The 23,757-nt window shown below is 59.2% G+C and carries 21 protein-coding genes; 14 read left to right on the forward strand and 7 right to left on the reverse strand.

The genetic code is table 11. The features are described 5' to 3' along the window. Positions 1-11 precede the first annotated feature (11 nt). The 12 genes from KGA81_RS08075 to KGA81_RS08130 all read left to right on the forward strand — a co-directional run bounded on the left by KGA81_RS08075 (position 12) and on the right by KGA81_RS08130 (position 15,139). Complete coding sequence (locus KGA81_RS08075; protein WP_223545358.1) at positions 12-1,406, forward strand: Y4yA family PLP-dependent enzyme; 1,395 nt, start codon at positions 12-14, stop codon at positions 1,404-1,406. A 14-nt stretch (positions 1,407-1,420) separates the two neighbouring features. Beyond that, a complete protein-coding gene (locus tag KGA81_RS08080; RefSeq protein ID WP_223545360.1) occupies positions 1,421-2,464 on the forward strand; it encodes a PLP-dependent cysteine synthase family protein in 1,044 nt (347 codons plus the stop codon). Positions 2,465-2,492: 28 nt separating this feature from the next. Further along, positions 2,493-3,653, forward strand: coding sequence for an NAD/NADP-dependent octopine/nopaline dehydrogenase family protein (locus KGA81_RS08085; RefSeq protein ID WP_223545362.1), 1,161 nt, complete (start codon positions 2,493-2,495; stop codon positions 3,651-3,653). A 36-nt stretch (positions 3,654-3,689) separates the two neighbouring features. Next, entirely contained in the window at positions 3,690-5,540 is a 1,851-nt protein-coding gene (locus KGA81_RS08090) for an IucA/IucC family protein (RefSeq protein ID WP_223545363.1), read from the forward strand. Between the two features lie 13 nt (positions 5,541-5,553). Beyond that, positions 5,554-6,798, forward strand: coding sequence for an MFS transporter (locus tag KGA81_RS08095; protein WP_223545364.1), 1,245 nt, complete (start codon positions 5,554-5,556; stop codon positions 6,796-6,798). Between the two features lie 15 nt (positions 6,799-6,813). Beyond that, positions 6,814-7,977, forward strand: a complete 1,164-nt coding sequence (locus KGA81_RS08100) for an aminotransferase class V-fold PLP-dependent enzyme (protein ID WP_223545365.1) — start codon at positions 6,814-6,816, stop codon at positions 7,975-7,977. Positions 7,978-8,082: 105 nt separating this feature from the next. Next, a complete protein-coding gene (locus KGA81_RS08105) occupies positions 8,083-8,598 on the forward strand; it encodes a sigma-70 family RNA polymerase sigma factor (protein ID WP_223545366.1) in 516 nt (171 codons plus the stop codon). After that, positions 8,599-9,576, forward strand: a complete 978-nt coding sequence (locus KGA81_RS08110; RefSeq protein ID WP_223545367.1) for a FecR domain-containing protein — start codon at positions 8,599-8,601, stop codon at positions 9,574-9,576. A 97-nt stretch (positions 9,577-9,673) separates the two neighbouring features. After that, the gene (locus KGA81_RS08115) at positions 9,674-12,088 is read left to right on the forward strand and encodes a TonB-dependent receptor (RefSeq protein WP_223545369.1); all 2,415 of its coding nucleotides are present in this window, start codon (positions 9,674-9,676) and stop codon (positions 12,086-12,088) included. Positions 12,089-12,150: 62 nt separating this feature from the next. Continuing rightward, complete coding sequence (locus tag KGA81_RS08120) at positions 12,151-13,332, forward strand: ABC transporter substrate-binding protein (RefSeq protein WP_223545372.1); 1,182 nt, start codon at positions 12,151-12,153, stop codon at positions 13,330-13,332. Continuing rightward, positions 13,329-14,390, forward strand: coding sequence for a FecCD family ABC transporter permease (locus tag KGA81_RS08125; RefSeq protein WP_223545375.1), 1,062 nt, complete (start codon positions 13,329-13,331; stop codon positions 14,388-14,390). The genes KGA81_RS08120 and KGA81_RS08125 overlap by 4 nt, the downstream gene beginning before the upstream one ends. Next, positions 14,384-15,139 carry an ABC transporter ATP-binding protein gene (locus tag KGA81_RS08130; protein ID WP_223545377.1) on the forward strand — a complete coding sequence of 252 codons (756 nt, stop codon included), beginning with the start codon at positions 14,384-14,386 and terminating at the stop codon, positions 15,137-15,139. Before KGA81_RS08125 ends, KGA81_RS08130 begins: the two co-directional genes overlap by 7 nt. A 44-nt stretch (positions 15,140-15,183) precedes the next feature. Here KGA81_RS08130 and KGA81_RS08135 read toward each other — a convergent pair whose 3' ends face one another. From KGA81_RS08135 to KGA81_RS08145, 3 genes are all read right to left on the reverse strand, one after another. Then, positions 15,184-16,080, reverse strand: coding sequence for an alpha/beta fold hydrolase (locus KGA81_RS08135; protein ID WP_223545379.1), 897 nt, complete (start codon positions 16,078-16,080; stop codon positions 15,184-15,186). 111 nt (positions 16,081-16,191) lie between these two features. Further along, the gene (locus KGA81_RS08140) at positions 16,192-16,980 is read right to left on the reverse strand and encodes an SDR family NAD(P)-dependent oxidoreductase (protein WP_223545380.1); all 789 of its coding nucleotides are present in this window, start codon (positions 16,978-16,980) and stop codon (positions 16,192-16,194) included. A 43-nt stretch (positions 16,981-17,023) separates the two neighbouring features. Continuing rightward, a complete protein-coding gene (locus KGA81_RS08145; protein WP_223545381.1) occupies positions 17,024-18,118 on the reverse strand; it encodes an alkene reductase in 1,095 nt (364 codons plus the stop codon). Positions 18,119-18,338: 220 nt separating this feature from the next. Between KGA81_RS08145 and KGA81_RS08150 the strand changes: the two genes are divergently transcribed. Beyond that, on the forward strand, positions 18,339-18,917 hold the full coding sequence (locus tag KGA81_RS08150; RefSeq protein ID WP_223545382.1) for a TetR/AcrR family transcriptional regulator: 579 nt from the start codon (positions 18,339-18,341) through the stop codon (positions 18,915-18,917). Between the two features lie 37 nt (positions 18,918-18,954). Here KGA81_RS08150 and KGA81_RS08155 read toward each other — a convergent pair whose 3' ends face one another. From KGA81_RS08155 to KGA81_RS08165, 3 genes are read right to left on the reverse strand one after another with little or no spacing between them, the layout of a single operon-like run. Further along, positions 18,955-19,851, reverse strand: a complete 897-nt coding sequence (locus KGA81_RS08155) for an alpha/beta fold hydrolase (protein ID WP_223545383.1) — start codon at positions 19,849-19,851, stop codon at positions 18,955-18,957. Between the two features lie 13 nt (positions 19,852-19,864). Continuing rightward, positions 19,865-20,866 carry an NADP-dependent oxidoreductase gene (locus KGA81_RS08160; protein WP_223545384.1) on the reverse strand — a complete coding sequence of 334 codons (1,002 nt, stop codon included), beginning with the start codon at positions 20,864-20,866 and terminating at the stop codon, positions 19,865-19,867. Positions 20,867-20,875: 9 nt separating this feature from the next. Further along, positions 20,876-21,331 carry a DUF2147 domain-containing protein gene (locus tag KGA81_RS08165; RefSeq protein WP_223545385.1) on the reverse strand — a complete coding sequence of 152 codons (456 nt, stop codon included), beginning with the start codon at positions 21,329-21,331 and terminating at the stop codon, positions 20,876-20,878. Positions 21,332-21,415: 84 nt separating this feature from the next. On the opposite strand from KGA81_RS08165, the gene KGA81_RS08170 reads away from it, so the two are divergent. Beyond that, positions 21,416-22,099 carry a TetR/AcrR family transcriptional regulator gene (locus KGA81_RS08170; protein ID WP_223545386.1) on the forward strand — a complete coding sequence of 228 codons (684 nt, stop codon included), beginning with the start codon at positions 21,416-21,418 and terminating at the stop codon, positions 22,097-22,099. A 42-nt stretch (positions 22,100-22,141) separates the two neighbouring features. Here KGA81_RS08170 and KGA81_RS08175 read toward each other — a convergent pair whose 3' ends face one another. Continuing rightward, a complete protein-coding gene (locus KGA81_RS08175) occupies positions 22,142-23,740 on the reverse strand; it encodes a GMC oxidoreductase (protein WP_223545387.1) in 1,599 nt (532 codons plus the stop codon). Positions 23,741-23,757 lie beyond the last annotated feature (17 nt).

The following is a 23,757-nucleotide window of genomic DNA, read 5'->3' on the forward strand; positions in this document are numbered from 1 at the left end:
AGGGGTTAACGATGCCTACAATAAATACACCACCTGTCGAACAACGAAATAAAGTTCATCATCCGGAGATGTTAAAGCCGCTGACTGACCCACTTATCTCCACGTTCATCAATGACTTTCCGGGCACACTTGCAGACTTGGTCAAACAACACGGCTCACCATTGAATCTGGTCTGGCCCCATGCCTTTGAATTGAACACACAGGCCTTGCTGGCGGTGTTGAAGCAGTACAACGTGCCTCATGCCCTTTTCTACGGGGCCAAGGCCAACAAGTCCCAGAGCATGCTCAGTGCAGCGGCAAAATCGGGGATCGGCGTTGATGTATCGAGCATCCACGAGTTGCATGCAGCGCTGCGAGCCGGCACGCCAGCAGAAAAAATCTGTGCCACAGGACCGGCCAAAACTGCCGCGTTTCATCAAGCACTGATCAGCGCCGGTTCATTGATTTGCGTGGACTCGCTGGAAGAGTTCGATCACCTGAAAAGCGTGATCGACGCACAGCCAAGCCTTGCCAAAGCCAGAGTTTTACTGCGTTACAGACCCAAGAGCAGTCCAGGGAGTCGATTTGGAATGGGCTCGCAAGATTTGCTCGAAGGCCTGCAACGATTGACGAAATACGCCGCGTCTTTTCACTTCGAGGGTTTCCATTTCCATCTCGGCGGCTATGGATTTGAACCCCGTGCACAAGCCTTTCGTGAGGTCACCGGGTTCGTCGAGGCGGCCAGGGAAATGGGCTTGAATCCGCAGATGATTGATATTGGCGGCGGCCTGCCGATTCGTTATGTCGAGCCCCAGGACTATGTTCGGTTCCTGCAAAACGACAATAACCCCAGCCATTATCACAACCTGAAAGTTCCCGCTGCTTATTACCCTTACGGCAGCGACCTGACAGCGCCGCAATGGTTGACATTATTACTTGAGGCCGAACACTCACAAGGCCTCTCCATTGCAGGTTATTTGAACCGACAGAACATAACCCTGGCACTGGAACCCGGTCGAAGTCTGGTGGACCAGGCGGCCATTTCAATATTCCGCGTAACACGCACAAAAAAACTGGCCGACAACAAAACCGTCATTTTTGTTGAGGGCAGCAGTTTTAGCGCCTGCGAAACCTGGTTCGCTTCTGAATACCTGGTTGATCCAATACTGATCAGTACAAAAGAACAACCCGACAAACCGACTCAAGCGTACATCGCGGGCCATAGCTGCCTGGACGATGACGTCATCACTCATCGCCTGATCAACTTTTCGACTGTGCCTCAAGCCGGCGACTTATTGATTTACATCAATACCGCCGGTTATCAGATGGACTTGCTGGAGAACGAGTTTCATCGCCATCCCCTGCCCCGGCGGTTGACGGCGACCTGTTGTACGAAAGGTAACTTTGCGTTTTCACCTGACTACTAAAGGAAACAATTGAAATGATCTTGAATAAAGTATCTGACCTTATTGGTAATACACCGATGTTGAGCATTGATGTTCCGGACACCAACGCCCGTTTGTTGTTGAAGATCGAGAAAAACAATCCCGGTGGCAGTATCAAAGACCGCATGGCGCGCAACATGGTATTGGCTGCGCTCAAGTCCGGTCGGTTGAAACCCGGCGGCGTGGTCGTCGAGTCGTCCTCCGGCAACACCGGGATTGGCTTGGCCATGGCAGCGGTCGAGTTCGGCCTGCATTTTATCGCTGTGGTCGACCATCACGCAGCGCAAGACAAGATCGCGGTGATGAAGGCTCTGGGTGCCGACATTCGTTTCGTCAAAGGTACGTATCGCGAAGACGAAGTCGCAGTGGTCGAGCGCCAGCGGATGGCAGCCGAACTGGCGGCCGAGATTCCCGGGGCTGTGTTCATGAACCAGTCCGACAACGCAGCCAATGCCGGCGGCTACAGTGATTTCGTCCGCGAAACCATCGCTCAGGCTGAAGGCGTTATCGGCGCTTACGTTGGTTGTGTCGGCACCGGTGGTTCGATGACCGGCATCGCTCGTGGCTTGAAAGTGCACAATCCGAACACCGTGACCGTCGCGGTGGAACCCGCCGGTTCGATCGTCTTCGGCCACCCCGGCTACCCCTACTACCAATCTGGCACCGGCACGCCGGCCGGTGACACTGTCGGCCTGGTGCTCGACTACAGCTGCATCGATCTGGGTGTGCAGGTCACCGACTCTCAGGCATTCGAAACGGCCCGCTACATCGCGCGCAACTTCGCCCTGCTGGTCGGCGGCTCGACCGGTGGTGCGATTTTCAAGGCGCTGGAGCTGATCCACAAAGGCGTACTGACCGGCAGCGTAGTCGTGCCGATTGCCGACGGCGGCGAGAAATACCTGCACACCGTGTTCGACGATAAATGGCTGCAAGAGCGCGACCTGATCGACCCGGGCATCGCCCCGCAACTGGATGCCTGGCTGGGCAAGACCCAATGGCTGGAATCCGTTTCCGCGTCGCTGCAACTGAGCGTCGCATGACTCATCCATCACACAGGAACGCTTCTCGATGAATCTGTTGAAAGTCGCTATCTGTGGTGGCGGCAGGACCGGCCACCTCAACGCCATCCTGTTCAAGCAGCTGCCCAACGTTCAGGTTTCGATGCACACCCATAATCCGCAGGTCATCGAACAGCACGCCCGTCACACGCCGATGCAGGCCTTGCTGCCCGATGGCTCGACCCTGAGTGCCCGGCTGGACCGGGTAACCAGCGATGCAAAAGCGGCGGTGGAAGATGCCGACATCGTCATCATCACCGTGCCCGCCCATGCCCGACCGCAAACGCTGAAGGCCGTTGCGCCGCATCTGAGCGCGAGCAAACCGGTTTACGTCGGCGCGATTCCGGGATTTTGTGGTTTCGACTGGCTGGCTGAAGCCACTCTGCCCGATCGACCGAATGCAGTGATCTGGGGCATGAAGGATGTTCCGCATACTGCGTTCGAGCTGACACCGGGGCGCTCGATCAAAATGGGCGGCGGCAAAAGCCGGTTGTATGTGGCAACCCATGCCCGCGAGTCGCAGGCGTCCAGTCAGCAACTGGAGGAAATCCTGACGCGGTTGTACGGCCCGTGCGTGACGATGCTCGACCACTATCTGGAGATCACCCTGACGCCGGGTAACCCGATCATGCACAGCTCGGTGATCTACGGCCTCATCGGCCCGTTCGGCCAGTGGCATCGCAAGATCTTCCCGCAACGCATGTGCTGGTGGACCGAGTGCCCGGAACTGGGCGCTTACTTCCTCGAACGCATGGATCAGGAAAGCCAGGATTTGTGCGCAGTGATCAGCCAGCGACTGGGCATCGACCTGTCCTCGGTGAAATCCCTGAAACAGGAAATCGTCGAGGCCTACGGCGAGCAGATCCGCGACCAGAGCAGCATGCTGTCGATCCTGCGCACCAATCAGGCCTACAACGACATCCTCGCGCCGATGGTGCCAGCCGCCGGCAACCGCGCCGGTTACGTGATCGAGCGCGAGAGCCGGGCCTTCAACGAAGACGTCGCCTACGGCCTGGTGCTGCTGGTGGAAATGGCCAGACGTTTCGACCTCAAGGTGCCGTATATCGAGGAAGTCCTTCAGTGGAGCGTGGCCTACATGCAAGGCCTGCGCGACTCGGCGCTCGATTACTTCCCGAGCCATTGGCCGCACACGACAAGCGCCGCCGCTTGATCTCTTTATTCAATTTTCGACGAGCAGACCGCTGATATGGATGACTTCAAGACACTGATCGCCTACTCCCGCAAGAACGCCATGCGCCGCCTGGTTCGCTGCCTTTTTGCGGAAAACATCCTCGACCGTTCGGCCCTGAGCTTTTCCGTCGAGGGCAACCAGGCCACTTACCCGCTCAAGGGCGGCCGCGCCCACCTGGCTTTTTCCGACATCGCCAAAGGCCCGGCCGACACGGTGGTCAATGACGGTGACGTGGTGCTGGTGACCGACGAAGGTGTGCGCCAGGTCATCACCAGCCATCAGGACATGCTGGATGTGCTGCGCGACAGCTTCGACTTCCAACCGACCGACGAAGGCGTGGCCGGGCTCAAATCCGACATGGAAAACAGCCTGACCAACGATGCTCACGCCCGTCAGCATCGCCAGCAATGGAACGCCCGACTGCAACAGGCCGCCAGGGATAAAGGGCTCGACAGCTTCACTGACTACCTGCGCCAACACGCCAAGACCAAGGACGCCGCGATCCTGCTCGACCAGTGGGGTTCACTGGAAGGCCATCCGTACTACCCGACGTGGAAAGCCCGGCCGGGCCTGACCGATGAGGAAGTCGAGCAACTGTCGCCCGAGTTCAACGCGCAGGTGCCGCTGCGCATCGCCGCGTTGCGCGCCGACAACGCAAAAAGTGAAAGCATGCCTCACGTGACCAGTTACCACGACTGGTTCGCTGGCAACTTTGCTGCGCAATGGGAACAATGGAAAGCCTCGCTCAACAACAAGGGCCTGGACGAAACCGAGTGGCTGCCGCTGCCGATTCACGCCTGGCACCTGCAGGCTTATGTGCTGAAGACCTTCGCGGCGCAAATCGAAGAAGGCATCCTGATCACCGACGGCCCGGACATCCCGACCCTGCCGACCATGTCCTACCGCACGATGATGCCGGTGCTGGACGAATGTGCGCCGCTGATCAAATTGCCAATCGCCGTATGGATGACCAGCGAGCTGCGCAGCCTGCAAGCCAAATCGATTCACATGGGGCCGCGCATCAGCACGGTGATCACCAGGATTCTGGAGGCCGAAAACGGCTTCGATCAACGCCTGGAAATCTTCCCGGAAGAAATCGGTGTGCGTTACAAAAACGCGGTCACCCAGGACGATCATCCGGGCCGTCATTTGTCCGTGGTCTATCGCGCCAGTGCGCCAGCGTTCGAACGCGATGACGATTGCCTGCCGATTACCGTGGCCTCGCTGTTCACTCGTTTGCCCGGCAGTGGTCGGCCGTTGTTCACTGATCTGATCGAGCGTGATGGCGTGCGGGCCAATGCAGCACAGGTCGAGAGCTGGTTCCGCGAGTACGCCAAAGTGGTCACCCACCCGGTGGTGGCGATCTATTTGATGTACGGCATCGGCCTCGAAGCCCACCAGCAAAACACCATGGTGCTGTTCTCCCCCGACGGCAAAGCACGTAGTCTGCTGATCCGCGATTTCGGCGATGGCCGCACCTACGCGCCATGGCTGGAAGAACGTGGCTACAGCCTGCAACCGCATGTTCAGCCGGGTATTCTGCCGACGGTGTTCTGCGGTGATATCGAGCCAGTGCGCATGTTTGTGCTGGATGCGGCGTTCCTCACGCATCTGCACGAGATCGCCCTGTGGCTGACCAAGGAGTACAGCTTGAACAACACGCGGCTGTGGCAAGTCTTGCGCGAGGAAACCGACCTTGCCTTCGAAGCCGTGCGCGATCGTGTCTCGCCTGCAGTGTGGGAAACCGAGCACAAGGCGTTCGTCGAAGATCCATGGCCGACCCGGTCGTTGTTGCGCATGCACTTGATGCAGTACAGCGACTATCGTTTGCAACACACCCTGACCAACCCGCTCGCTAGCGCTTAACCGAGGCAGACTCATGTCCCATGCAGGTGTCATCCAGGGTTCAAGAGTACAAATCCTGATTTATCTTCTATTTGCGATCCAGTTGGTGTCGATGGGGGCGATGGAAATGAGCGGGCCGTTCTGGCCTGTCCACCTGCGTGGGCTGACGACTTCGGAGTCGGTTTTCAGCTTCGCCAGCATCGCCGTGTACGTCGGGCCGATGCTGGGCATTATTCTGACCAGTGCATTCTGGGGCCGTATCGGTGATCGCTACGGCCACAAGTTGATGATGATCCGCGCCCTCGCCGGTTTGTCTTTGACCCAGCTTGGGCTGGCCCTCTTCACTGACATCTGGGTCATTCTGACCCTGCGTTTGCTGCAAGGCGCGTTCGCCGGATACATCGCTCCGGCGCAGGCGTATGGCGTCAGCATTGAAGCGCCTTCGCGACGGGCGCGGCTGTTCGCCATTCTGCAAATCTCGACCAACGTCGGCTCACTGCTGGGTGCGGTAGTCGGTGGCTTGATCCTCGATTACGCGACGTTCTTCTGGATCAACATCATCGCCTCGGCGTTGTGTGCGGTGTGCACCGTGATCGCCGCCATGACCTTGCCGGATGTACCGCCGGTGAAAAAAGCAGTGGTCGCGGACAAGACCGCGCCGGTCAGCCGCTCCGGCAGCCTCTGGCAGGGTTCGCCGTTGCTGTCGCTGCTCGGCGTGATGGGCATTCTGTTGCTGGCGCGGATGCTGCCGCAGACGTCGTTCTCGCTGTATGTCAGCTCGGTGTTCGATGTCAGCAATTCTGTGGTCGGCCTGTGCTACGGCTTGCTGGCGCTGGGTTTCATTCTGTCGGCCACTGCGTGGTCGCGCTATTTCGAACACCGTGGCCAGCAAGACACTTTGCAACGCATGACCTGCGTCGTCATCGGCTGCATCGTCCTCACCGCCGTGGCGGGCGTCACCCGTAATCCGGTGGTGTTCGTCATCGCCTACTTTATCTGGGGCGTATTGCTGGGGGCGACCACCCCGGTGTTGATGGCGCTGATATCGAAAACCGCCGACAGCTCGCAGCAGGGCCATGTGCTGGGAATCGCTCAGGGCACCGCGCAATTTGCCTCGATTGCAGGGATCTCGGCCGGCGGTCTGCTCAGTCAGGTCTACGGTTTGCAGTACACCTATCTGTTCGTTTGCCTGGCCTACGTCGTGGCGCTGATCCCGCTTGTCGCGTTGCGTTACTTGCCTGTGGTGATGCAACCGGGTCATGCCCCGCCCGGAGATTGATCAAGGAGCCTTGCTTTGAACATTGAACAACTGCGTATCGATACCCCCGCTGTCGCGCAACTGATCCACTTCAACAATGCCGGTGCGGCGCTGATGCCTGCGCCGGTGATCGAAGTCATGACCCGCCACATTCAGCTCGAAGCGAGTCTTGGCGGTTATGAGGCGGCCGGGAAACAGTCGGCCGAGCTGGAAAATGTCTATTGCGCCATTGGCCAACTGATCAACGCCCAGCCTGACGAAATCGCGGTGATCGAGAACGCGACCCGCGCCTGGGACATGGCGTTCTATTCATTACCGCTGCAACCCGGAGATGTGGTGCTGACTTCGCCCACCGAGTACGCCGGCAACTACATTCCCTATCTGCAACTGAAGCAGCAGCGCGGCATCGAAATTCGCGTCATTCCCAACGATGAGCACGGCCAGGTCTCGTTATCGGCGCTCAAGGATATGCTCGACGACGATCGGGTTGCGCTGATCTCCCTGCCGGTGATCGCCACCAATGGCGGACCGGTGCAGCCCATCGAGCAGATCGGTGCCCTGGCCCGCGCTGCTGGCGTGCTGTTTCTGCTGGATGCCTGCCAGGGTGTCGGGCAGATGCCGATCGACGTGCAGAAGATCGGTTGCCACATGCTCGCCGCCACCAGCCGAAAATACCTGCGCGGGCCTCGCGGGATGGGATTTTTGTATGTTGAAAGGTCTCTGTGCCAGAACCTGGAGCCGGTCTTTCTTGACCTGCATGCCGCGTCTTTGCAGACAGCACACAGGTTCAAAATCCGCGCCGACGCCCGGCGTTTCGAGAACTGGGAGTGCAACGTTGCGGCCAAGCTGGGCCTCGGTGCGGCGGTGGAGTATGCGCTGGCGCAAGGCGTCGAACCGATGTGGCAGCGGATTCAACAACTGGCTGGTTATTTGCGTCAACGACTGACGGGCATTCCCGGCTTCACGCCGCGTGACCTGGGCATTCAGAAGTCAGGCATCGTGACATTCACCCACCGGGACAGCAGCGCTGCACAGCTCCAGCAGTGGTTGGCGGGACAGGAAAAACGCATCAACGTCTCCACCTCGACATTCCGTTCGACGCTGCTCGACATGCAGCACCGGGACTTGCTGGAGGTCAGCCGCGCCTCGCTCCCGCGTACAACACTGAAGCAGAAATCGACACAATGGTTGCCGCGCTGAGCCGTCTGCCAAGAGTCTGAACGGGATTCCAATCGGCGCTTGCGTCGCAGCCGGTTTGTAAACTAGCATTGTGAATACTTCTCAATTGCATAAAAATCTGCAGCCATGAGCCAAACCCTTTCCGCGAATAACGACAATCACCTGCGCGCGATCGAAGCCCTGTACAGCGGCCATCACGGTTGGCTGTACGCGACGCTGAGAAAAAAACTGGGTAACGCCATGGATGCGGCGGATCTGGCGCAGGACACTTTCACCCGCATCCTCGCGTCCCGGGTCACCGTCATCGAGCAACCTCGCGCGTACCTGAGCTGCGTGGCCAAAGGCATTCTGGTCAACTGGTATCAGCGCAAGGCACTGGAACGCGCCTACCTCGATGCCCTCGCTCACATGCCCGCGCCGCAAGTGCCTTCGCCGGAACTGCGTTTGATGGTGCTGGAGACCCTGCACGAAATCGACGCGATGCTCGACGCCCTGCCACCGCTGGTCAAACGCGCATTCCTGCTGTCACAGATCAGCGGCCTGAAATACGACGACATCGCAGAGCAATTGGGCGTTTCGCTGATCACCGTCAAACGCTACATGAAGCAAGCCTTCGTGCAGTGCCTGTTGCTGGTGGAGTGAATGCTCGCACGGCGCAATGAAACGCCCCCCGATCACCAGGTCCTTGAAGAAGCAGCCGACTGGTTGATCCGCATGAGTGAAAGCGAACTCAGCGACACCGAACATGCCGAATGGGAGTGCTGGAAAGTCAGCACGCCCGAACGCAGCAGAGCCTGGTCGCGTGCGCAGTTGTTGCAAACCAAACTCGGCGGCTTGCCACCGGCGCTGGCCATGTCGGCACTCGATCGCCCAAGCAGTCCGGAACGGCGCGCGGCCCTGGGCAAACTGGCAATGATTCTGGCGATCCTGCCGGCCGGTTGGGGTAGCTGGAAACTGGCCGAATCGCAGCAGTGGTCCGCCGACTATCACACGACCGTCGGTCAGCAGCGCGAACTGACTCTGGCCGATGGCTCGAAAATCACCTTGAACACCGACACCGCCGTTGACGTGCTGTTTGACGCCAATCAACGCCTCATCCACCTGCGCGAAGGCGAAATACTGGTGAAAACCGCACCGGATATTTCCCCGATGGCCCGCCCCTTTCTGGTCAGCACCCGTCAGGGCCGCATGCAGGCATCAGGGACGCGGTTTACCGTTCGAGAACAGCAACCTCGCACTCACCTTGCCGTGCTGGAAGGCGCGGTGAAAGTCGAACTCGCGCAAAATGGCCAAAGCACACCGCTGATCGTCAATGCCGGTCAACGCACCGACTTTTCTTCCCACATGTTTGGCCAGCTCAGCGTCGCCGACCGCTACGTCGGCGCCTGGACCCAAGGCATGCTGATGGCGGACAAAATGCGCCTGGCCGATTTCGTCGCCGAACTGGCGCGCTATCGCCGCGGCTTCGTGCGTCTCGATCCGGCGCTTGCCGATCTGCGCATTTCCGGCGCCTACCCCATCAGCGACAGCCAGCGCACGTTGAACATGCTGGCGCAAACCTACCCGATTCTCGTCAGCGGCCATTTGAATGGCTACTGGGTCATGCTCTCCCCGGTCTGAGTCAAAAAATATTTGCCGAACCGGTGATACTTTTTTTGATCTCGACTGGCTACAGGGGAGAAACACTTTTCCGTCCTGTTCATAGGCTCATTCATCCATGCTTGCTGCACGCCTCCTGCGCCCGGATCGTCAGTTCAAACCAGTTGTTCGCAGTGCGTTGCTAAGCCTTGTCCTGACCGGTGCCGTTTGCCCGTTTGCCTTGGCCATCGTGCCGGTGCAACTGGACTCTGTCGCGGTTCGCGCCTACAACATCCCCGCCGGGCCACTGGGTGCCACTCTGTCGAGCTTCGCGGTGGACGCCGGTATTGCCCTGTCGTTCCAGCCATCGTTGGCCGAAGGCCTGACCAGTCCTGCGCTGATCGGCAATTTCTCTGCCCGGGAGGCGGCCAATCGTTTGCTGGAAGGCAGTGGCCTGGACATGGTTTTACGCAGCGACGGCAGCTACACACTGGTCCCGCGCTGGATGACACTGGATGAAACGGCCGTCATCGGCACTGAAAAGCGCGCCGATTCTTTGCCGCAGGTGTATGCCGGCGGCCAGGTGGCCAACGGCGGACGATTGGGCATTCTGGGCAATACCGACGTGATGGACGCGCCTTTCAGCGTCAGCACCTACACTTCGGCGCTGATCAAGGATCAACAGGCGGTCACCGTCGGCGATGTGCTGGAGCGCGACTCATCGGTGCGCTCCACCGGCCAGACCGGGGGGATTGTCGACTCGTTCTTCATCCGTGGCTTTCCCGTTGGTGAAGGCAACCTCGGTGAACTGGCCTTCGACGGCGTGTACGGCGTGGCGCCCAATTACCGGGTGTTTACCGATTACGCCGAACGCATCGAGTTGGTCAAAGGCCCCGGTGCCCTGCTCTATGGCATGTCACCGAACAGCGCGGTCGGCGGCGTCATCAACGTGGTGCCCAAGCGCTCCCTTGATGAAGACCTGACCCGTTTCACCGCCAGTTACGCCATGGACTCGCAGCTCGGTGGACACCTGGATGTCAGTCGGCGTTTCGGTGAAGAACGCCGCTTCGGCGTGCGCATCAACGGCAGCACACAACGGGGAGATACGGTGATCGATGATCAATCGCGCCATGTCGATATCGGCGCCATTTCCCTCGATTATCAAGGCGAACGCCTGCGCACCACCGTTGATTGGCTCAACCAGAAAGAAAGCTTCGACGCTGCCTCACGACCGTTTCTGATCGCTTCGGGCGTGGACATTCCCTCGGCCGCCAACGGCCGAACCAATGTCAGTCAGGCTTGGGGTTGGTCGACAACCCGTGACAAATCGGCGTTGCTCAGCGGCGAATACGACCTCAGCGACACACTGACCGTGTTCGCCCACGCGGGCGGCGGCAAATCAGATGTTGCGCGGATGTCCGACCAGACCCCGACCATTATCAACGCCGCTGGCGACACTTCGTCGATCCCCGGCTACTACAAGTTCGAAGTCGAGCGTTACACCGTCGACGCCGGTGCGCGCCTGCGTTTCGACACCGGGCCGATCAGTCATCGCACGGCTTTACAGGTCAGTCGTTACCGCGACGTGTTGTCTCGCGGGATCATTTCCGGCGCGCAGATCCTCTCCAATATTTACCATCCGGTGGATCGCCCGAAGCCTTACATCCCCAAGCCGGACACGCCAAAAGTGTCCGAGAGCGAACTGACCGGCGTGGCGCTGGCCGACACGCTGTCGATTCTGGATGACCGTGCACAGATGACCCTCGGCCTGCGCAAACAGAACATCAAATCCGACAACTACAATGCGTCCGGCGTCGTCACCACGTCCTACGATGACGGCCGAACCACACCGTTGTTCGGCGTAGTGCTCAAGCCCCGGGATCACGTTTCGTTCTACTACAACTACATTGAAGGCCTGAGCAAAGGCGACATCGCGCCCTCCACCGCTTCCAATGCCGGCGAAATGTTCGCCCCTTACGTTTCCCGCCAGCATGAACTCGGGGTCAAGGCCGACTACGGTACCTTCACCTCCACCCTCAGCCTGTTTCAGATCACCAAACCCAGCGGCGAACTGACCTCAGGGGTGTTTTCGGTCCAGGGCGAACAACGCAATCGCGGGCTGGAGTTCAATGTATTCGGCGAAGTCACTCCGGGCACTCGTGTGCTCGGTGGTGCGACCCTGCTCAATGCCGAACTGACCAAAACCGGCGTGGCCGCCAACCGTGGCAATAAACCGGTCGGCGTACCCGACGTTCAGGCCAACCTCTGGGCCGAATGGGACACCTCGTGGGTCGAAGGCCTGACGCTGACCGGTGGCGCTATCCACACCGGCAGCCAGTACGTGAATCAGGCCAACACGCAAAAACTGGATGACTGGACCCGCTTCGATGTCGGTGCACGTTACACCACCCGCATCGATGAACGACCGACCACGTTCCGCGCCACCGTGCAGAACGTGTTCGACCACGAATACTGGTCGGGCGTCGCCTCTTATGGCGCGTTCTCCCAAGGTTCACCGCGCACCTTATTACTGTCGGCGACTGTCGATTTCTGAAACGTTCAGCCCGGCGGCGGTGAGAACCGTTGGCCGACCTGACTTTTGCAAAGGCTTTGACCATGGTGACTTTTGATCGACGCAGCTACGCTTTTGCTGCGCTATTACTGGCAGGACTGCTGAGCCTGTTTTCCCTGGCGTCACGCAGTGCCAACGCCACCGAAGCGGATGCGGCGCGCACCGAAGTGACCGATTTACTGGGGCGCAAGGTCAAGGTTCATTTGCCGGTCAGACGGGTCATCCTCGGTGAAGGCCGGCAGTTGTATCTGGTCGCCGCCCTCGACACACAAAACCCGATCGAGCGCATCGTCGGCTGGCGCAAGGATCTGATCCAGTCGGACCCGGACACCTACAACGCCTACCTGCGCAAATTCCCCGCCATCGCCAAAATCCCCACCTTCGGCGGGTTTGAGGACGGCACATTCGACATCGAGCAGGCCATCTCCCAGCGCCCGGACGTGATCATCCTCAACATCGAGGCGCAGCACGCCACCGAAGATGCGCGCTACATCGAAAAGCTCGACGCCCTGGGCATCCCGGTGGTGTACGTCGACTTTCGCAACAATCCGATCCAGAACACCGAACCGACCATGCGCCTGTTCGGCCAACTGTTCGGCAAGGAACAACGCGCAGAAGCCTTCATCGAATTCCGCAACCAGCAGATTCATCGCGTCACCGACATCATCGAGAAACAACACCCGCCCCGCCCCAGCGTGTTCATTGAGCGCATCGGCGGCTACACCGATGATTGCTGCCTGAGTTTCGGCAACGAGAACTTTGGCCTGTTCGTCGATATGGCCGGTGGCGACAACATTGCCCGCCGCATAATTCCGACCACGTTCGGCCAGTTGAACCCCGAGCAAGTCGTCGTTGCCAATCCTGAGCACGTAGTGGTCACCAGCGCCAACTGGGAAGCTTTTGCCCCCGGCGGCCACTGGGTCGGCGTCGGTCCGGGCGCGGACATGACACAAGCCAGGAAAAAACTCGCGTGGTACACCCGGCGTCCGGCCTATGCCGGCATCAAGGCCCAGGACAATCAAGCCTTTCATGCCATCTGGCACCAGTTCTACAACAGTCCCTACCAATTCGTCGCCATTGCGCAATTGGCGAAATGGCTCCATCCGGAGCTGTTTGCCGATCTTGATCCGGACGCGTCATTCCGCGAACTGCATGAGCGCTTCCTGCCGGTGCCGTATGAGTCAGGCTACTTTGTCAGCCTGCGCCAACCCGAGGTCAAGCCATGAGCTCATTGACCGACGCCGTGGTTGTGCAGCGCGAAACCTACCGTCGTCTGGTGCTGCGTAAACGCCTGATTCTTTCCGGGCTGGTCATTCTGTTGATGTGCAGCGTGCTGCTCGATCTGGCCCTGGGTCCGGCGAGCTACAGCCTCAGCGAAGTGCTCGGCGCACTGTTTTCGCCGGACAGCGCTTCACCGCAGGTGCGCGTGGTGATGTGGGATATCCGCTTGCCGGTGGCGTTAATGGCGGTTGCCGTTGGCGCGGCGTTGTCGCTGGCCGGCGCGCAGATGCAGACGATCCTCAACAACCCGTTGGCCAGCCCGTTCACCCTGGGTATTTCCGCCGCCGCCAGCTTCGGCGCGGCGTTGGGTTTGGCATTCGGCATCGCGCTGTTCCCGCTGGCGGCGCAATTCATGGTTCCGCTGAACGCGTTCCTCATGGCCATGCTGTCGGCGCTGCTGATTCACTTTCTGAGCATGCGTCGCGGCGTCACCGCCGAAACCATCGTGCTGCTCGGTATAGCGCTGGTGTTCACCTTCAATGCGCTGTTGGCGCTGGTGCAGTTCTTCGCCACCGAACAAGCCGTGGCCGCCGTGGTGTTCTGGACAATGGGCAGCCTGACCAAAGCGACGTGGCCGAAACTCGGCATTATCTGTCTGGTGATCCTCGTCACCCTGCCGATCTTCGCCAAACGCGCCTGGGCCCTGACCGCCCTGCGCCTGGGCGACGACAAGGCCGCCAGTTTCGGCATCAACGTACGCAGCCTGCGCTTTCAGACATTGATCATGGTCAGCCTGCTCGCCTCGTTTCCCGTGGCATTTGTCGGCACAATCGGTTTCATCGGGCTAGTCGGTCCGCACATCGCCCGTATGCTGATCGGCGAGGACCAACGGTTTTTCCTGCCAGCCTCCTTGCTGACCGGCTCGTTGATTCTGTCGGCCAGCTCCGTGGTCAGCAAAACCCTGATCCCCGGCGCGATATTCCCTATCGGCGTGGTCACGTCGCTGATCGGCGTACCGTTCTTCATATCTCTGATTCTCGGCGGGAAGAAAAACTCATGGTGAAGCTGCAGCTGGAGAATCTCGGTGCCTGCTACGGCCAGCGCGAGATCATTCGTGATGTCTCGACGACGACGTTTTTCGGCGGTCAGGTGGTCGCCGTAGTCGGGCCCAACGCTGCCGGCAAATCGACTCTGTTCAAGCGCATGGCCGGACTGATCGACGGCCCCGGACAGGTGATCTTGCAAGAGTCGAAAAAAGGCCCGACGGGCATCAGCTACATGCCTCAGGGTCTGAATGCCAGCGCCCGGTTGACGGTGTACGAGTCGGTGCTGTTGGCGCGCAAGCAACTGACGCCGGGTTGGGCCGTTCACGATGATGAATTGAAACTGGTCGATGAGATTCTCGCGGCGCTGGACATCAGCGGATTGTCCTTTCGCAACCTCGGTGAACTCAGCGGTGGTCAGCAACAGTTGGTGTCCATCGCGCAAACCCTGGTGCGCGAACCGGAAATACTGCTGATGGACGAACCGACTAGCGCCCTCGACATGCATCGGCAGGTTCAGGTGCTGAACTTCATGCGCAGCCTCGCCCGAAAACGCGAGGTCATTGTGTTCATCGCCATCCACGACCTGAATCAGGCACTGCGTTTCGCCGATCAGGTTCTGGTGATTGCCGACGGCACCACGCAAGGCAGCGGCCCGAGTCACGAGGTGATTACCGAATTGATGCTGCGCAGCGTTTATAAGGTTGAGGCTCGGATTGAGCAGTGCAGTCTTGGGCAACGGCATATCGTGATTGACGATATTGTCTGATGGCTTGCAAATTGCCACCTTCGGCCTGAATCGTTTAATAGAAACTAGTGCGGGTCAGGTAACGTTTTGTCAGGCTGTCCGGGAGCGAGAAAAGCCAGCGCCTTCGCCACGAAATTGGCGTGATTCTGGAAAATCGCACCATGTCCGGCATCTTCGTAAATGATCAGTTGCGAGTTCGGGATGCGGCGGGCCATATCAGTAGAGTTCACTGTCGGCACCATGATGTCGTTATCACCATTGGCGATCAGTACCGGGATCTGGATACTGCCGAGATCCTGGGGTGCCTGCCGCCCCCACGCCTTGATCGCCTTCAACTGTCGCGAGAAGGCACTTGGCGTGGGTCCCTTGTCCCGATCCTTTTTACGCTCCTTCAGACGCTTCAAGAAGGCCTTCGCGGCTTGCCGACCATTGGCCGTGGCTGTGAAGAACAGGTAGAACTTCGGATCCCGCAGCGTCAGTAAGCCCTTGATCATCAATGGCCAGGATGCCGCCCCTACCTTGTCAATGTCTATGCCGCCCGCCGGCCCGGTACCGGCCAAAATGAGCGTGCGTACCAGGTCGGGGGCTTTGAGCACGATGTCCTGTGCCACGAATCCGCCAAGGGAAAAACCGACTAGATCAACCTTCTCCAGGCCCAGCCCGTGGATCAGGGCTATCGCATCCCGCGCCATTTCATCAATGGTCAGGGGTGCCGTTCCTCCCGATGCGCCGATGCCTCGGTAGTCAGTGGCGATGACGCGATGCTTACTGGCAAGACCATCGATGATCCGTGGATCGAAGTTGTCCAATACCGCGCCCCAATGGTTAAGAAGAATCAGCGGCACCCCGCTGCGCGGCCCCAGATCACGGTAGGCATACACGGTCCCCGCGACATTGATCGAGCGGTTCACGGCAGTTACGTAGGACGTACCCGATCCAAGGTCATTGTCGGAATGGGTCATTGTTTACTCCCTGCGTCTGGTGTGGACCGGGAGTCCTGATAGGGGGAGGTCCCGGTCTGCTGTATGTCGATTGAAAGTGATGACGCCCCTGCCTCTGCGTCGCCGGAGTACTTACGAGGGCGTGCGATACCGCTCTGCTACATGCGCTTGTCTAATGTCTGAAATGAGCGCTTGTCGCGCCGCATCCAGGGCGGTCCAGCGACTGGCGTCATGCAGTGGCGGGATGGTCACGAGCTCACGCCGATCGAAGCCCGCCAGCGCGGCGTCCACCAGTTCACCTACCTCCATCAGTTCCGGCAGCGCGTTGACGTCGATGCCCGCCCGCCCCCAAATCTCCGTGCGGGTTCCGGCAGGCAGCACGGCCTGGACATAGACGCCTTTGGGCGCGAGTTCCAGACTCAGTCCCTGGGAGAGGAACAACACAAAGGCCTTGGTGGCGCCATAGACCGACATGCCGAATTCCGGCGCCAAGCCAACCACTGAGCCGATATTGACGATCGCGCCTTCACCGGCCTGCGCAAACCGCGGGGCGATTGCGCTGGCGAGCCGCACCAACGAGGTTGTGTTGAGCGCAACGAGTCGAGCGACATCGTCGGTCGTCTGCTCGATGAAGCTGCCAGACTGGGCTGCCCCGGCGTTGTTAATGAGGATGCCGATGCGCGAATCATCACGCAGGCGCGTCTCGACGACGGCCAGGTCACCGGGCTGGGTGAGATCAGCCTGGAGGACATCGACAGCGACGCTGTGTTCCTCACGCAGGCGAGCCGCGAGTGTCTCCAGCCTGACTTTGTCGCGGGCAACCAGCACCAGATCGTGGCCGCGACGGGCGAAGCGCTCGGCATAGGTGGCGCCGATGCCGGAGGAAGCACCGGTAATCAGGACTGCGGGATGGGTAGTCATGTATTTGCTCTCTTGATCAGGTGAGCCCGTGGTGGGCGTAGCGTTACAGGGCGCTGGCGTCGGCGAGGGCCGGATAGTCGATGTACCCTGCAGCACCACCGCCGAAAAGCGTGGTCGGATCGAACGACGCCAACGGCGCTGCGGTTTTCAGACGTTCCACCAGATCGGGGTTGGCAATGAACGGGCGCCCGAACGCGAAGAGGTCTGCCTTGCCTTCGGTGAGCCGGGAGGTAGCGAGATCCAGGTCATAACCGTTGTTGGCGATGTAGGTGTTGCTGAATCGCCGGCGCAGGGAATCAAAGTCGAACGGTGCAACCTCGCGCGGCCCGCCGGTCGCGCCCTCGACGACATGGAGGTAGACGATGCCCAAGGCGTCGAGCTGATCGACGATGTAGTCGAACTGCCCCTGTGGATCGCTGCTCGAGACACCATTGGTGGGCGAAACCGGCGAAATACGAATGCCGGTGCGCTCGGCGCCGATCTCAGCGACCACGGCTGCCGTCACCTCCAGCAGCAGCCGCGCGCGATTTTCGATCGAGCCGCCGTAGGCATCGGTGCGTACGTTGGCACCGTCCTTGACGAATTGGTCCAGCAGATAGCCATTGGCGCCATGGATCTCTACGCCATCGAAGCCCGCGGCCATAGCGTTTGCCGCGGCCTGGCGAAAATCGTTGACGATCCCGGGCAGTTCGTCGAGCTCCAGCGCCCGAGGCTCGGAAACGTCGACAAAGCTGTTGTTGACGAACGTCTTGGTTGCGGCCCGAATGGCCGAGGGCGCCACCGGAGCGGCACCGTTCGCCTGTAGATCAACGTGCGAAACGCGTCCGACGTGCCACAACTGCAGGAAAATTTTTCCGTTCTTCCCATGGACAGCATCGGTGACCTCACGCCAAGCGTCGATCTGCGCTTGCGAGTAGATGCCGGGCGTATCCTGGTAGCCCTGCCCCTGCTGCGAAATCTGTGTGGCCTCGGAAATCTGCAGGCCGGCCGACGCCCGCTGGCTGTAATAGGTTGCAGCGAACTCGCTTGGAACGAAGCCCGCACCGGCGCGGTTGCGCGTCAGCGGCGCCAGGACCACCCGGTTGGAAAGCGTCAGGGAGCCGAGGGTGTAGGGCTCAAATAAAGTTTGTTCGGTCATGCCTTGTTTCTCCCACGTTGACTGATGGTCGTTGTTGCGAGTGTGCATCGCCATACGATCGGCGCTTTCAGGTGGGCGTCGCCCTTGGCCTGGGCCCTTGCAAAGTTGGCGAGCTGTTATGATGATGATCATAATCTTAATCGTCAATGACTTTGATGATGATTGACATCAATGTATATTGAGCGCCTGACAGTCAGCAGATTCAAAGAGGCATGTGGGTATGAGAGTCACCAAAGCGCAGGCACAGGCGAATCGGGCGCACATCGTCGAGACGGCCTCCACCCTGTTTCGTGAACGCGGCTATGACGGTGTGGGGGTGGCGGAACTGATGGCCGCTGCCGGGTTCACCCATGGCGGGTTCTACAAGCACTTTCGCTCCAAGGCCGATTTGATGGCTGAAGCAGCGGCGAACGGGCTTTCGCAAAGCCTGGTCAGTAGCACAGGCCTCGACGTCACCGAGTTCGTCAATATCTACCTGTCACGGGCTCACCGCGATGGCCGCAACGCTGGCTGCACGATGGCTGCTCTCTGCGGGGACGCTGCGCGTCAGTCAGAGGAGATCAAGGCAACGTTTGCCGACGGGGTCGAAGGCTTGCTGGCAGCCCTTGAGCCAGGGGATTCGCTGGGCGACGTGGATCCGCACACAGTACGAGCACAGATGATCGACATGCTTGCCCATGTGATCGGCGCAGTCGTGTTGTCGCGGGCTTGCCCGGATGATTCCCCACTGGCGGATGAGATTCTGGAGGTCTGCCGCGAAAAAACTCTCGCGACACTGTCACCGCCGCAGGCCACGTAGGTCGTTGCCTCAGCGGCAATCCCGAGCAGGGAAGTTTTCAGCAAGACTGCAAGGGATGGCTTGCCAAAAATGCGGCGACTCGCTCAACGACCTCGTCTGGCCGGGCATCAGCAAAAAAATGCCCGCCCACTATCGCAGAGGCCTCCATCACTGTGCAGCGACTCACCCAGGTGGCGGGCAAATCATAATGCCTGGCCATCGCACCCGAGGCGCCATAGAGAATCAGCGCCGGCGCGGTGATACGTCGTCCGGAATCTGACAAATCGTCCTTTAGATCCACAGTGAGCGTGGCGCGATAATCGTTGCAAAACCCGGCGATCGTCGCCGGATCGCGCCAGGCTTTCCGATACGCCGCCAGTTGGTCAGCATCGAAATCTTTCAGCCCTGCGGCACCCCAGCCGAACAGGCAGCTCTCGAAAAAGAAATCGGGATCTGCCTCAATCATGCGCTCCGGGAAGGGTGCGGGCTGAGACAGGAAAAACCAGTGCCAGTAACTGCGGGCGACGTCCTTGCTCAGATCTGTCAGCATCACAGCCGTAGGGACGATGTCCATCAGCGTGACGCTCGCCACCTTGTCTGGATAATCCAGCGTCATCCGGTATGCAGTGCGCGCACCACGGTCGTGTCCGACAAGATGGAACCGTTCATGCCCGAGCACACGCATCAGTTCGACCTGATCGGCAGCCATGGCGCGAAATCCGTAGTTCGACAGATCCGCTTGAGCCGGCGGCTTGGACGATGCGCCATACCCACGCAAATCAGCACAGACAACCCGATAGCCACGCGCGACCAGCCCCGGTGCGATATGCGCCCAGAGTGCCATGGTCTGCGGAAAACCATGGAGCATCAGTATGGGTTCGCCCGTACCCGCTGCAACACAGGCAATTTCTACATCACCTACGGTGATTCGGTGCGTTTCGAAGTTTTCGAACATGGACGTCATCTCGTTACTTTACCTTGACGATGACCTTGCCTTTTGCCCGGCCGGTTTCAACATAAGCCAAGGCCTCCGGGGTCGATTCGAATGGAAAAACCCTGTCCACCACCGGGCGTATGACCCGGGAATCGATGAGCGCGGTAATCTTGCGCAATTGCTCACCGCTGGCTGTCATATAAAGAAATGAATAGCTGACACCACGACGCTTGGCTTTTTTCCTGATCCCATGACTCAACAGACGCATGACCAGTTTCAGGAACCCGGACAATCCAGCGCTTTTCGCAAAGTCCACATCCGGCGGTCCAGAGATCGAGATGAGCTTTCCACCCGGCTTGAGGATGCGTAGCGATTTCTCGAGAGTCTCTGCACCCAGGCTGTTCAAGACCACATCGTAGTCGTGCAGAACCTTATCGAAATCGTCTTTGCGATAATCGATCACGATATCCGCACCCAGACGCTTCACCCACTCGACATTCGCCGTGCTGGTGGTCGTCGCGACGGTCGCCCCCAGGTGTTTGGCCAGTTGAATGGCCAGTGTTCCCACGCCACCGGAGCCTGCATGGATAAGCACCTTTTGGCCTTTCTTCAGGTTCGCTTTTTCGACCAGTGCCTGCCACGCGGTCAAGCCGACCAGAGGGATCGAAGCCGCTTCTTCCATGGTGAGATCTTTCGGCTTGATCGCCAGCGAGCGTTGATCGATCGCAATGAATTCGGCGAATGCACCGATTCGATTGTCATCGGGTCGTGCATAGACCTCATCACCCACCTTGAATTGCTGCACGCCTGAACCGACCCGAACGACGACCCCAGCCAAATCATTACCCAGAACAAGCGGCATGCGATAAGGCAAAATCATTTTGAACTCACCGTCTCGGATTTTTAGATCCAGGGGGTTTACACCCGCCGCATGGATCTGGACTAAAACATCATCCTTGCCCAATTCAGGTTCTGGTATTTCGGTCGCCCGCAACGCAGCCTTTTTCCCATAGCGATCGATAATGAATGCTTTCATCGTGCTTCCTTATTCCTGGCGTATCCAGGTTTGTGAGCGCCCTAATACCGGCACGCCAATGTAGCCGCGCACACTGAGCTTTTTACCGTTGTCGGTCAGGTAGACTTTACTGCTATAGACCTTGCCGTTATCCGGATCAAGGATTTGGCCACCGGTGTACTCTTCGCCATCCTTTCGCAAACCGCTCAGAATGGTCAGGCCTACAATCGGCGCATTCTTGTTCGCGCCTTCACATTTCTCGCACCTCGGATTCTGATCTTCCTTGGGAGTGGGAAACGCTTTTTCGATAATGCCCTTCAGCGTGCCATCGGATTCGGTGATTCGAATCAATACCCTCGGCTGGCCACTGACATCGTCGATGTTTTGCCACAGGCCAACCGGCGAATTGTCGTCTGCCCACAGTGCCGATGACATGACTGCTGCTGCCAGGGTGAGCCCCAAGACACCTGTTTTGAGCGTACGCATTGTCTGAATCCTCATGGTTGAGCGCTTGCAGCTCTATAACACTGTTATTTGATAAACATAACGCCGTTATGGCAGTATTGCAACATGACCACTGACAACTCACTCCCTAATGCCCCCACCCGCCTCGTCGAGGCAACCATTCGTGTGCTTGCGACCAGCGGCCCGTCCGAAGTCAAGGCCCGTTCGGTCGCGAGCGAAGCCGGCCTGTCGACCATGGGGGTTTACACACACTTCGGCGGAGTGCCGGAACTTCTGCAAGCCGTCGCTGACGAGGGATTCAAGCGGTTGGCTGCAGTCTTCACGCGTGTGCCAATCACCGATGATCCGATAACCGACTTGTGTGCGATGCTCCTGGCTTGCCGCGACCTTGCACGAAGCAATCCCCATCTGTACGACTTGATGTTCGGTCTTTCGATTGACGGCAGATATAGCCCCTCACGAGGGACCATGACATCGATTGCAAATGGGCAATCGGAAGCCTTCAAGGCGACATACGCGATTCTGATCGACGCTTGCGCTCGCCTGGTTGATGCCAAATGCGTTCGCAAAATCGATCCTGCTCTCATCGCGCCACAGCTATGGAGTGCCGCGCATGGATTCATCATGCTCGAACTCGCCGGCCACTTCTCAGGCATGGAAAATCCAGCGGCGCAGATCCTGGTAGCGACGTGTAACAACATTGTCGTCGGCTTGGGAGCGAAGCGCGAAAAAGTCGAATCTTCCACTGCAGGCGTGATTGCCGGGTCGGCAACTGCCCTGGAACCATGAAAAAACCGCGCAACCATGCAGTCACGCGGCGCGAACAATATTTCAGTTCAAGTACGCAGGAGCCTGTGGAATCTGCGCCATTGCGTACTCGGCGAGTGCCGTGATGGTCAGCGCAGGATTAACCCCGGGATTTGCAGGCATTGCAGCGCCGTCACAGACCAACATGTTCTGGTAACCAAAAACATGCAGGTTCTGATCGATCACGCCGCTTTGGGCATCGGCGCCGATCACGGCGCCTCCCAGCACATGGGCTGTTGTCGGAATGTTGCCCAGCGCTTCCAGTACATTGCTCTGGGCAATGCCGCCGGTGTGCCTGGCCAGCCACTGAGCGGCCTGATTACCCATCTCGATGTACGTCGGATTTGGCTTTTTGCGGTTCTGCTCAGTGACGAGGCGATAGCCGCGGCCCAGCCAACGCTTGCTGGGACGCAGTGCAATCGCATTGTCCAATGTCTGCATCACCAGCAGCATCACCATGTGTCGGCTCCAGCCCCATGGCCATAGCGACTTGAACCATCGCAGCGGGTGCAACACGATATTCCCCAGCCACTTCAACGGCCGCGTCACGCGGTTACCCTTCCCGACCAGCAACGTGCAAAGCAGGCTCAGGAAGTCCGCGTTGCGACCATAGGTGAGAAACTCGATGTGGGTATCCTGATCGACGTGCACACTGCTGCTGGCGGTGACATCGTTCCAGGTCTTGCGGTCCTCGGGCAGGCGCACGTTCAGGACCGATTCGCTGTTGGTGCGCACCAGTTCACCAAGGCGATCGCTGACCCGGGGCAACGAGCCGCCGTGTTTGCAGTTGGCCAATAATTCGTTGGTACCGAGAGCTCCGCCGGCGAAGATCACTCCGCGTGCGGTATACGTCTGACGATCACGGAAGAACCAGGCGCCGGGGCGCCGGGTGGTCACACGATAACCTTCACTGCCGTCGGCGGCCCCGAGCGGGCTCACATCAATGACCTCGCGCTCTGCCAATATCTGCACGCCGCGTTTCTCTGCGAACCACAGGTAGTTTTTCACCAGCGAGTTCACGGCACCGACGCGGCATCCCACCATACAGGCGCCGCAGCGTATACACCCGGTACGGTCAGGCCCTTCCCCACCAAAATAGGGGTCCTTGACGGTTTTGCCCGGTTCGCCAAAGAACACTCCGGTGGGTGCTCGAGTGAATGTATCTTCGGTCGCGAAGTGTTGCGCCATCTCCCGGGCCAGTTGCTGGTTCGTCGAGTCGAATGGCACCGTCTTTACCCCAAGCATGCGCTCGGCCGTATCGTAGTGAGGCTGCAATAGCCTGTCCCAGTGACCGAGCGCGCGCCACTGCACGTTTTCGAAGAACGCTGGCTTGGCGCGGTACAACACACCGCCATACACGGTGCTACCGCCACCGACACCCGACTGGCTGGGAAAAAAGACATGACGAAACAGCGACATGCGCATGATGCCCTTCAAACCCAATGCGGGTGCCCACAGATACTTGTTGAACTGCCAGGCCGACTTGGGAAGGTCTTCGTCGCGATAGCGACGGCCGCGCTCGAGTACCCCGACGCGATAGCCTTTCTCCACGAGGCGCAGCGCCGAGACGCTGCCGCCAAATCCCGATCCGATCACCAGCCAGTCGAAGTCTGTGTTCTTCATGATGTATCCCCTTCCAC

It is taken from the genome of Pseudomonas sp. A-B-19, from assembly GCF_019947515.1.
In the GTDB taxonomy this organism is placed as follows: Bacteria; Pseudomonadota; Gammaproteobacteria; order Pseudomonadales; family Pseudomonadaceae; genus Aquipseudomonas.

Excerpts from the sequence above, each read along its gene's own strand:
- KGA81_RS08075 (WP_223545358.1), top strand. The coding sequence starts at position 12 with ATGCCTACAATAAATACACCACCTGTCGAACAACGAAATAAAGTTCAT.
- KGA81_RS08080 (WP_223545360.1), top strand. The coding sequence starts at position 1,421 with ATGATCTTGAATAAAGTATCTGACCTTATTGGTAATACACCGATGTTG.
- KGA81_RS08085 (WP_223545362.1), top strand. The coding sequence starts at position 2,493 with ATGAATCTGTTGAAAGTCGCTATCTGTGGTGGCGGCAGGACCGGCCAC.
- KGA81_RS08090 (WP_223545363.1), top strand. The coding sequence starts at position 3,690 with ATGGATGACTTCAAGACACTGATCGCCTACTCCCGCAAGAACGCCATG.
- KGA81_RS08095 (WP_223545364.1), top strand. The coding sequence starts at position 5,554 with ATGTCCCATGCAGGTGTCATCCAGGGTTCAAGAGTACAAATCCTGATT.
- KGA81_RS08105 (WP_223545366.1), top strand. The coding sequence starts at position 8,083 with ATGAGCCAAACCCTTTCCGCGAATAACGACAATCACCTGCGCGCGATC.
- KGA81_RS08110 (WP_223545367.1), top strand. The coding sequence starts at position 8,599 with ATGCTCGCACGGCGCAATGAAACGCCCCCCGATCACCAGGTCCTTGAA.
- KGA81_RS08115 (WP_223545369.1), top strand. The coding sequence starts at position 9,674 with ATGCTTGCTGCACGCCTCCTGCGCCCGGATCGTCAGTTCAAACCAGTT.
- KGA81_RS08120 (WP_223545372.1), top strand. The coding sequence starts at position 12,151 with ATGGTGACTTTTGATCGACGCAGCTACGCTTTTGCTGCGCTATTACTG.
- KGA81_RS08125 (WP_223545375.1), top strand. The coding sequence starts at position 13,329 with ATGAGCTCATTGACCGACGCCGTGGTTGTGCAGCGCGAAACCTACCGT.
- KGA81_RS08130 (WP_223545377.1), top strand. The coding sequence starts at position 14,384 with ATGGTGAAGCTGCAGCTGGAGAATCTCGGTGCCTGCTACGGCCAGCGC.
- KGA81_RS08135 (WP_223545379.1), bottom strand. The coding sequence starts at position 16,080 with ATGACCCATTCCGACAATGACCTTGGATCGGGTACGTCCTACGTAACT.
- KGA81_RS08140 (WP_223545380.1), bottom strand. The coding sequence starts at position 16,980 with ATGACTACCCATCCCGCAGTCCTGATTACCGGTGCTTCCTCCGGCATC.
- KGA81_RS08145 (WP_223545381.1), bottom strand. The coding sequence starts at position 18,118 with ATGACCGAACAAACTTTATTTGAGCCCTACACCCTCGGCTCCCTGACG.
- KGA81_RS08150 (WP_223545382.1), top strand. The coding sequence starts at position 18,339 with ATGAGAGTCACCAAAGCGCAGGCACAGGCGAATCGGGCGCACATCGTC.
- KGA81_RS08155 (WP_223545383.1), bottom strand. The coding sequence starts at position 19,851 with ATGTTCGAAAACTTCGAAACGCACCGAATCACCGTAGGTGATGTAGAA.
- KGA81_RS08160 (WP_223545384.1), bottom strand. The coding sequence starts at position 20,866 with ATGAAAGCATTCATTATCGATCGCTATGGGAAAAAGGCTGCGTTGCGG.
- KGA81_RS08165 (WP_223545385.1), bottom strand. The coding sequence starts at position 21,331 with ATGCGTACGCTCAAAACAGGTGTCTTGGGGCTCACCCTGGCAGCAGCA.
- KGA81_RS08170 (WP_223545386.1), top strand. The coding sequence starts at position 21,416 with ATGACCACTGACAACTCACTCCCTAATGCCCCCACCCGCCTCGTCGAG.
- KGA81_RS08175 (WP_223545387.1), bottom strand. The coding sequence starts at position 23,740 with ATGAAGAACACAGACTTCGACTGGCTGGTGATCGGATCGGGATTTGGC.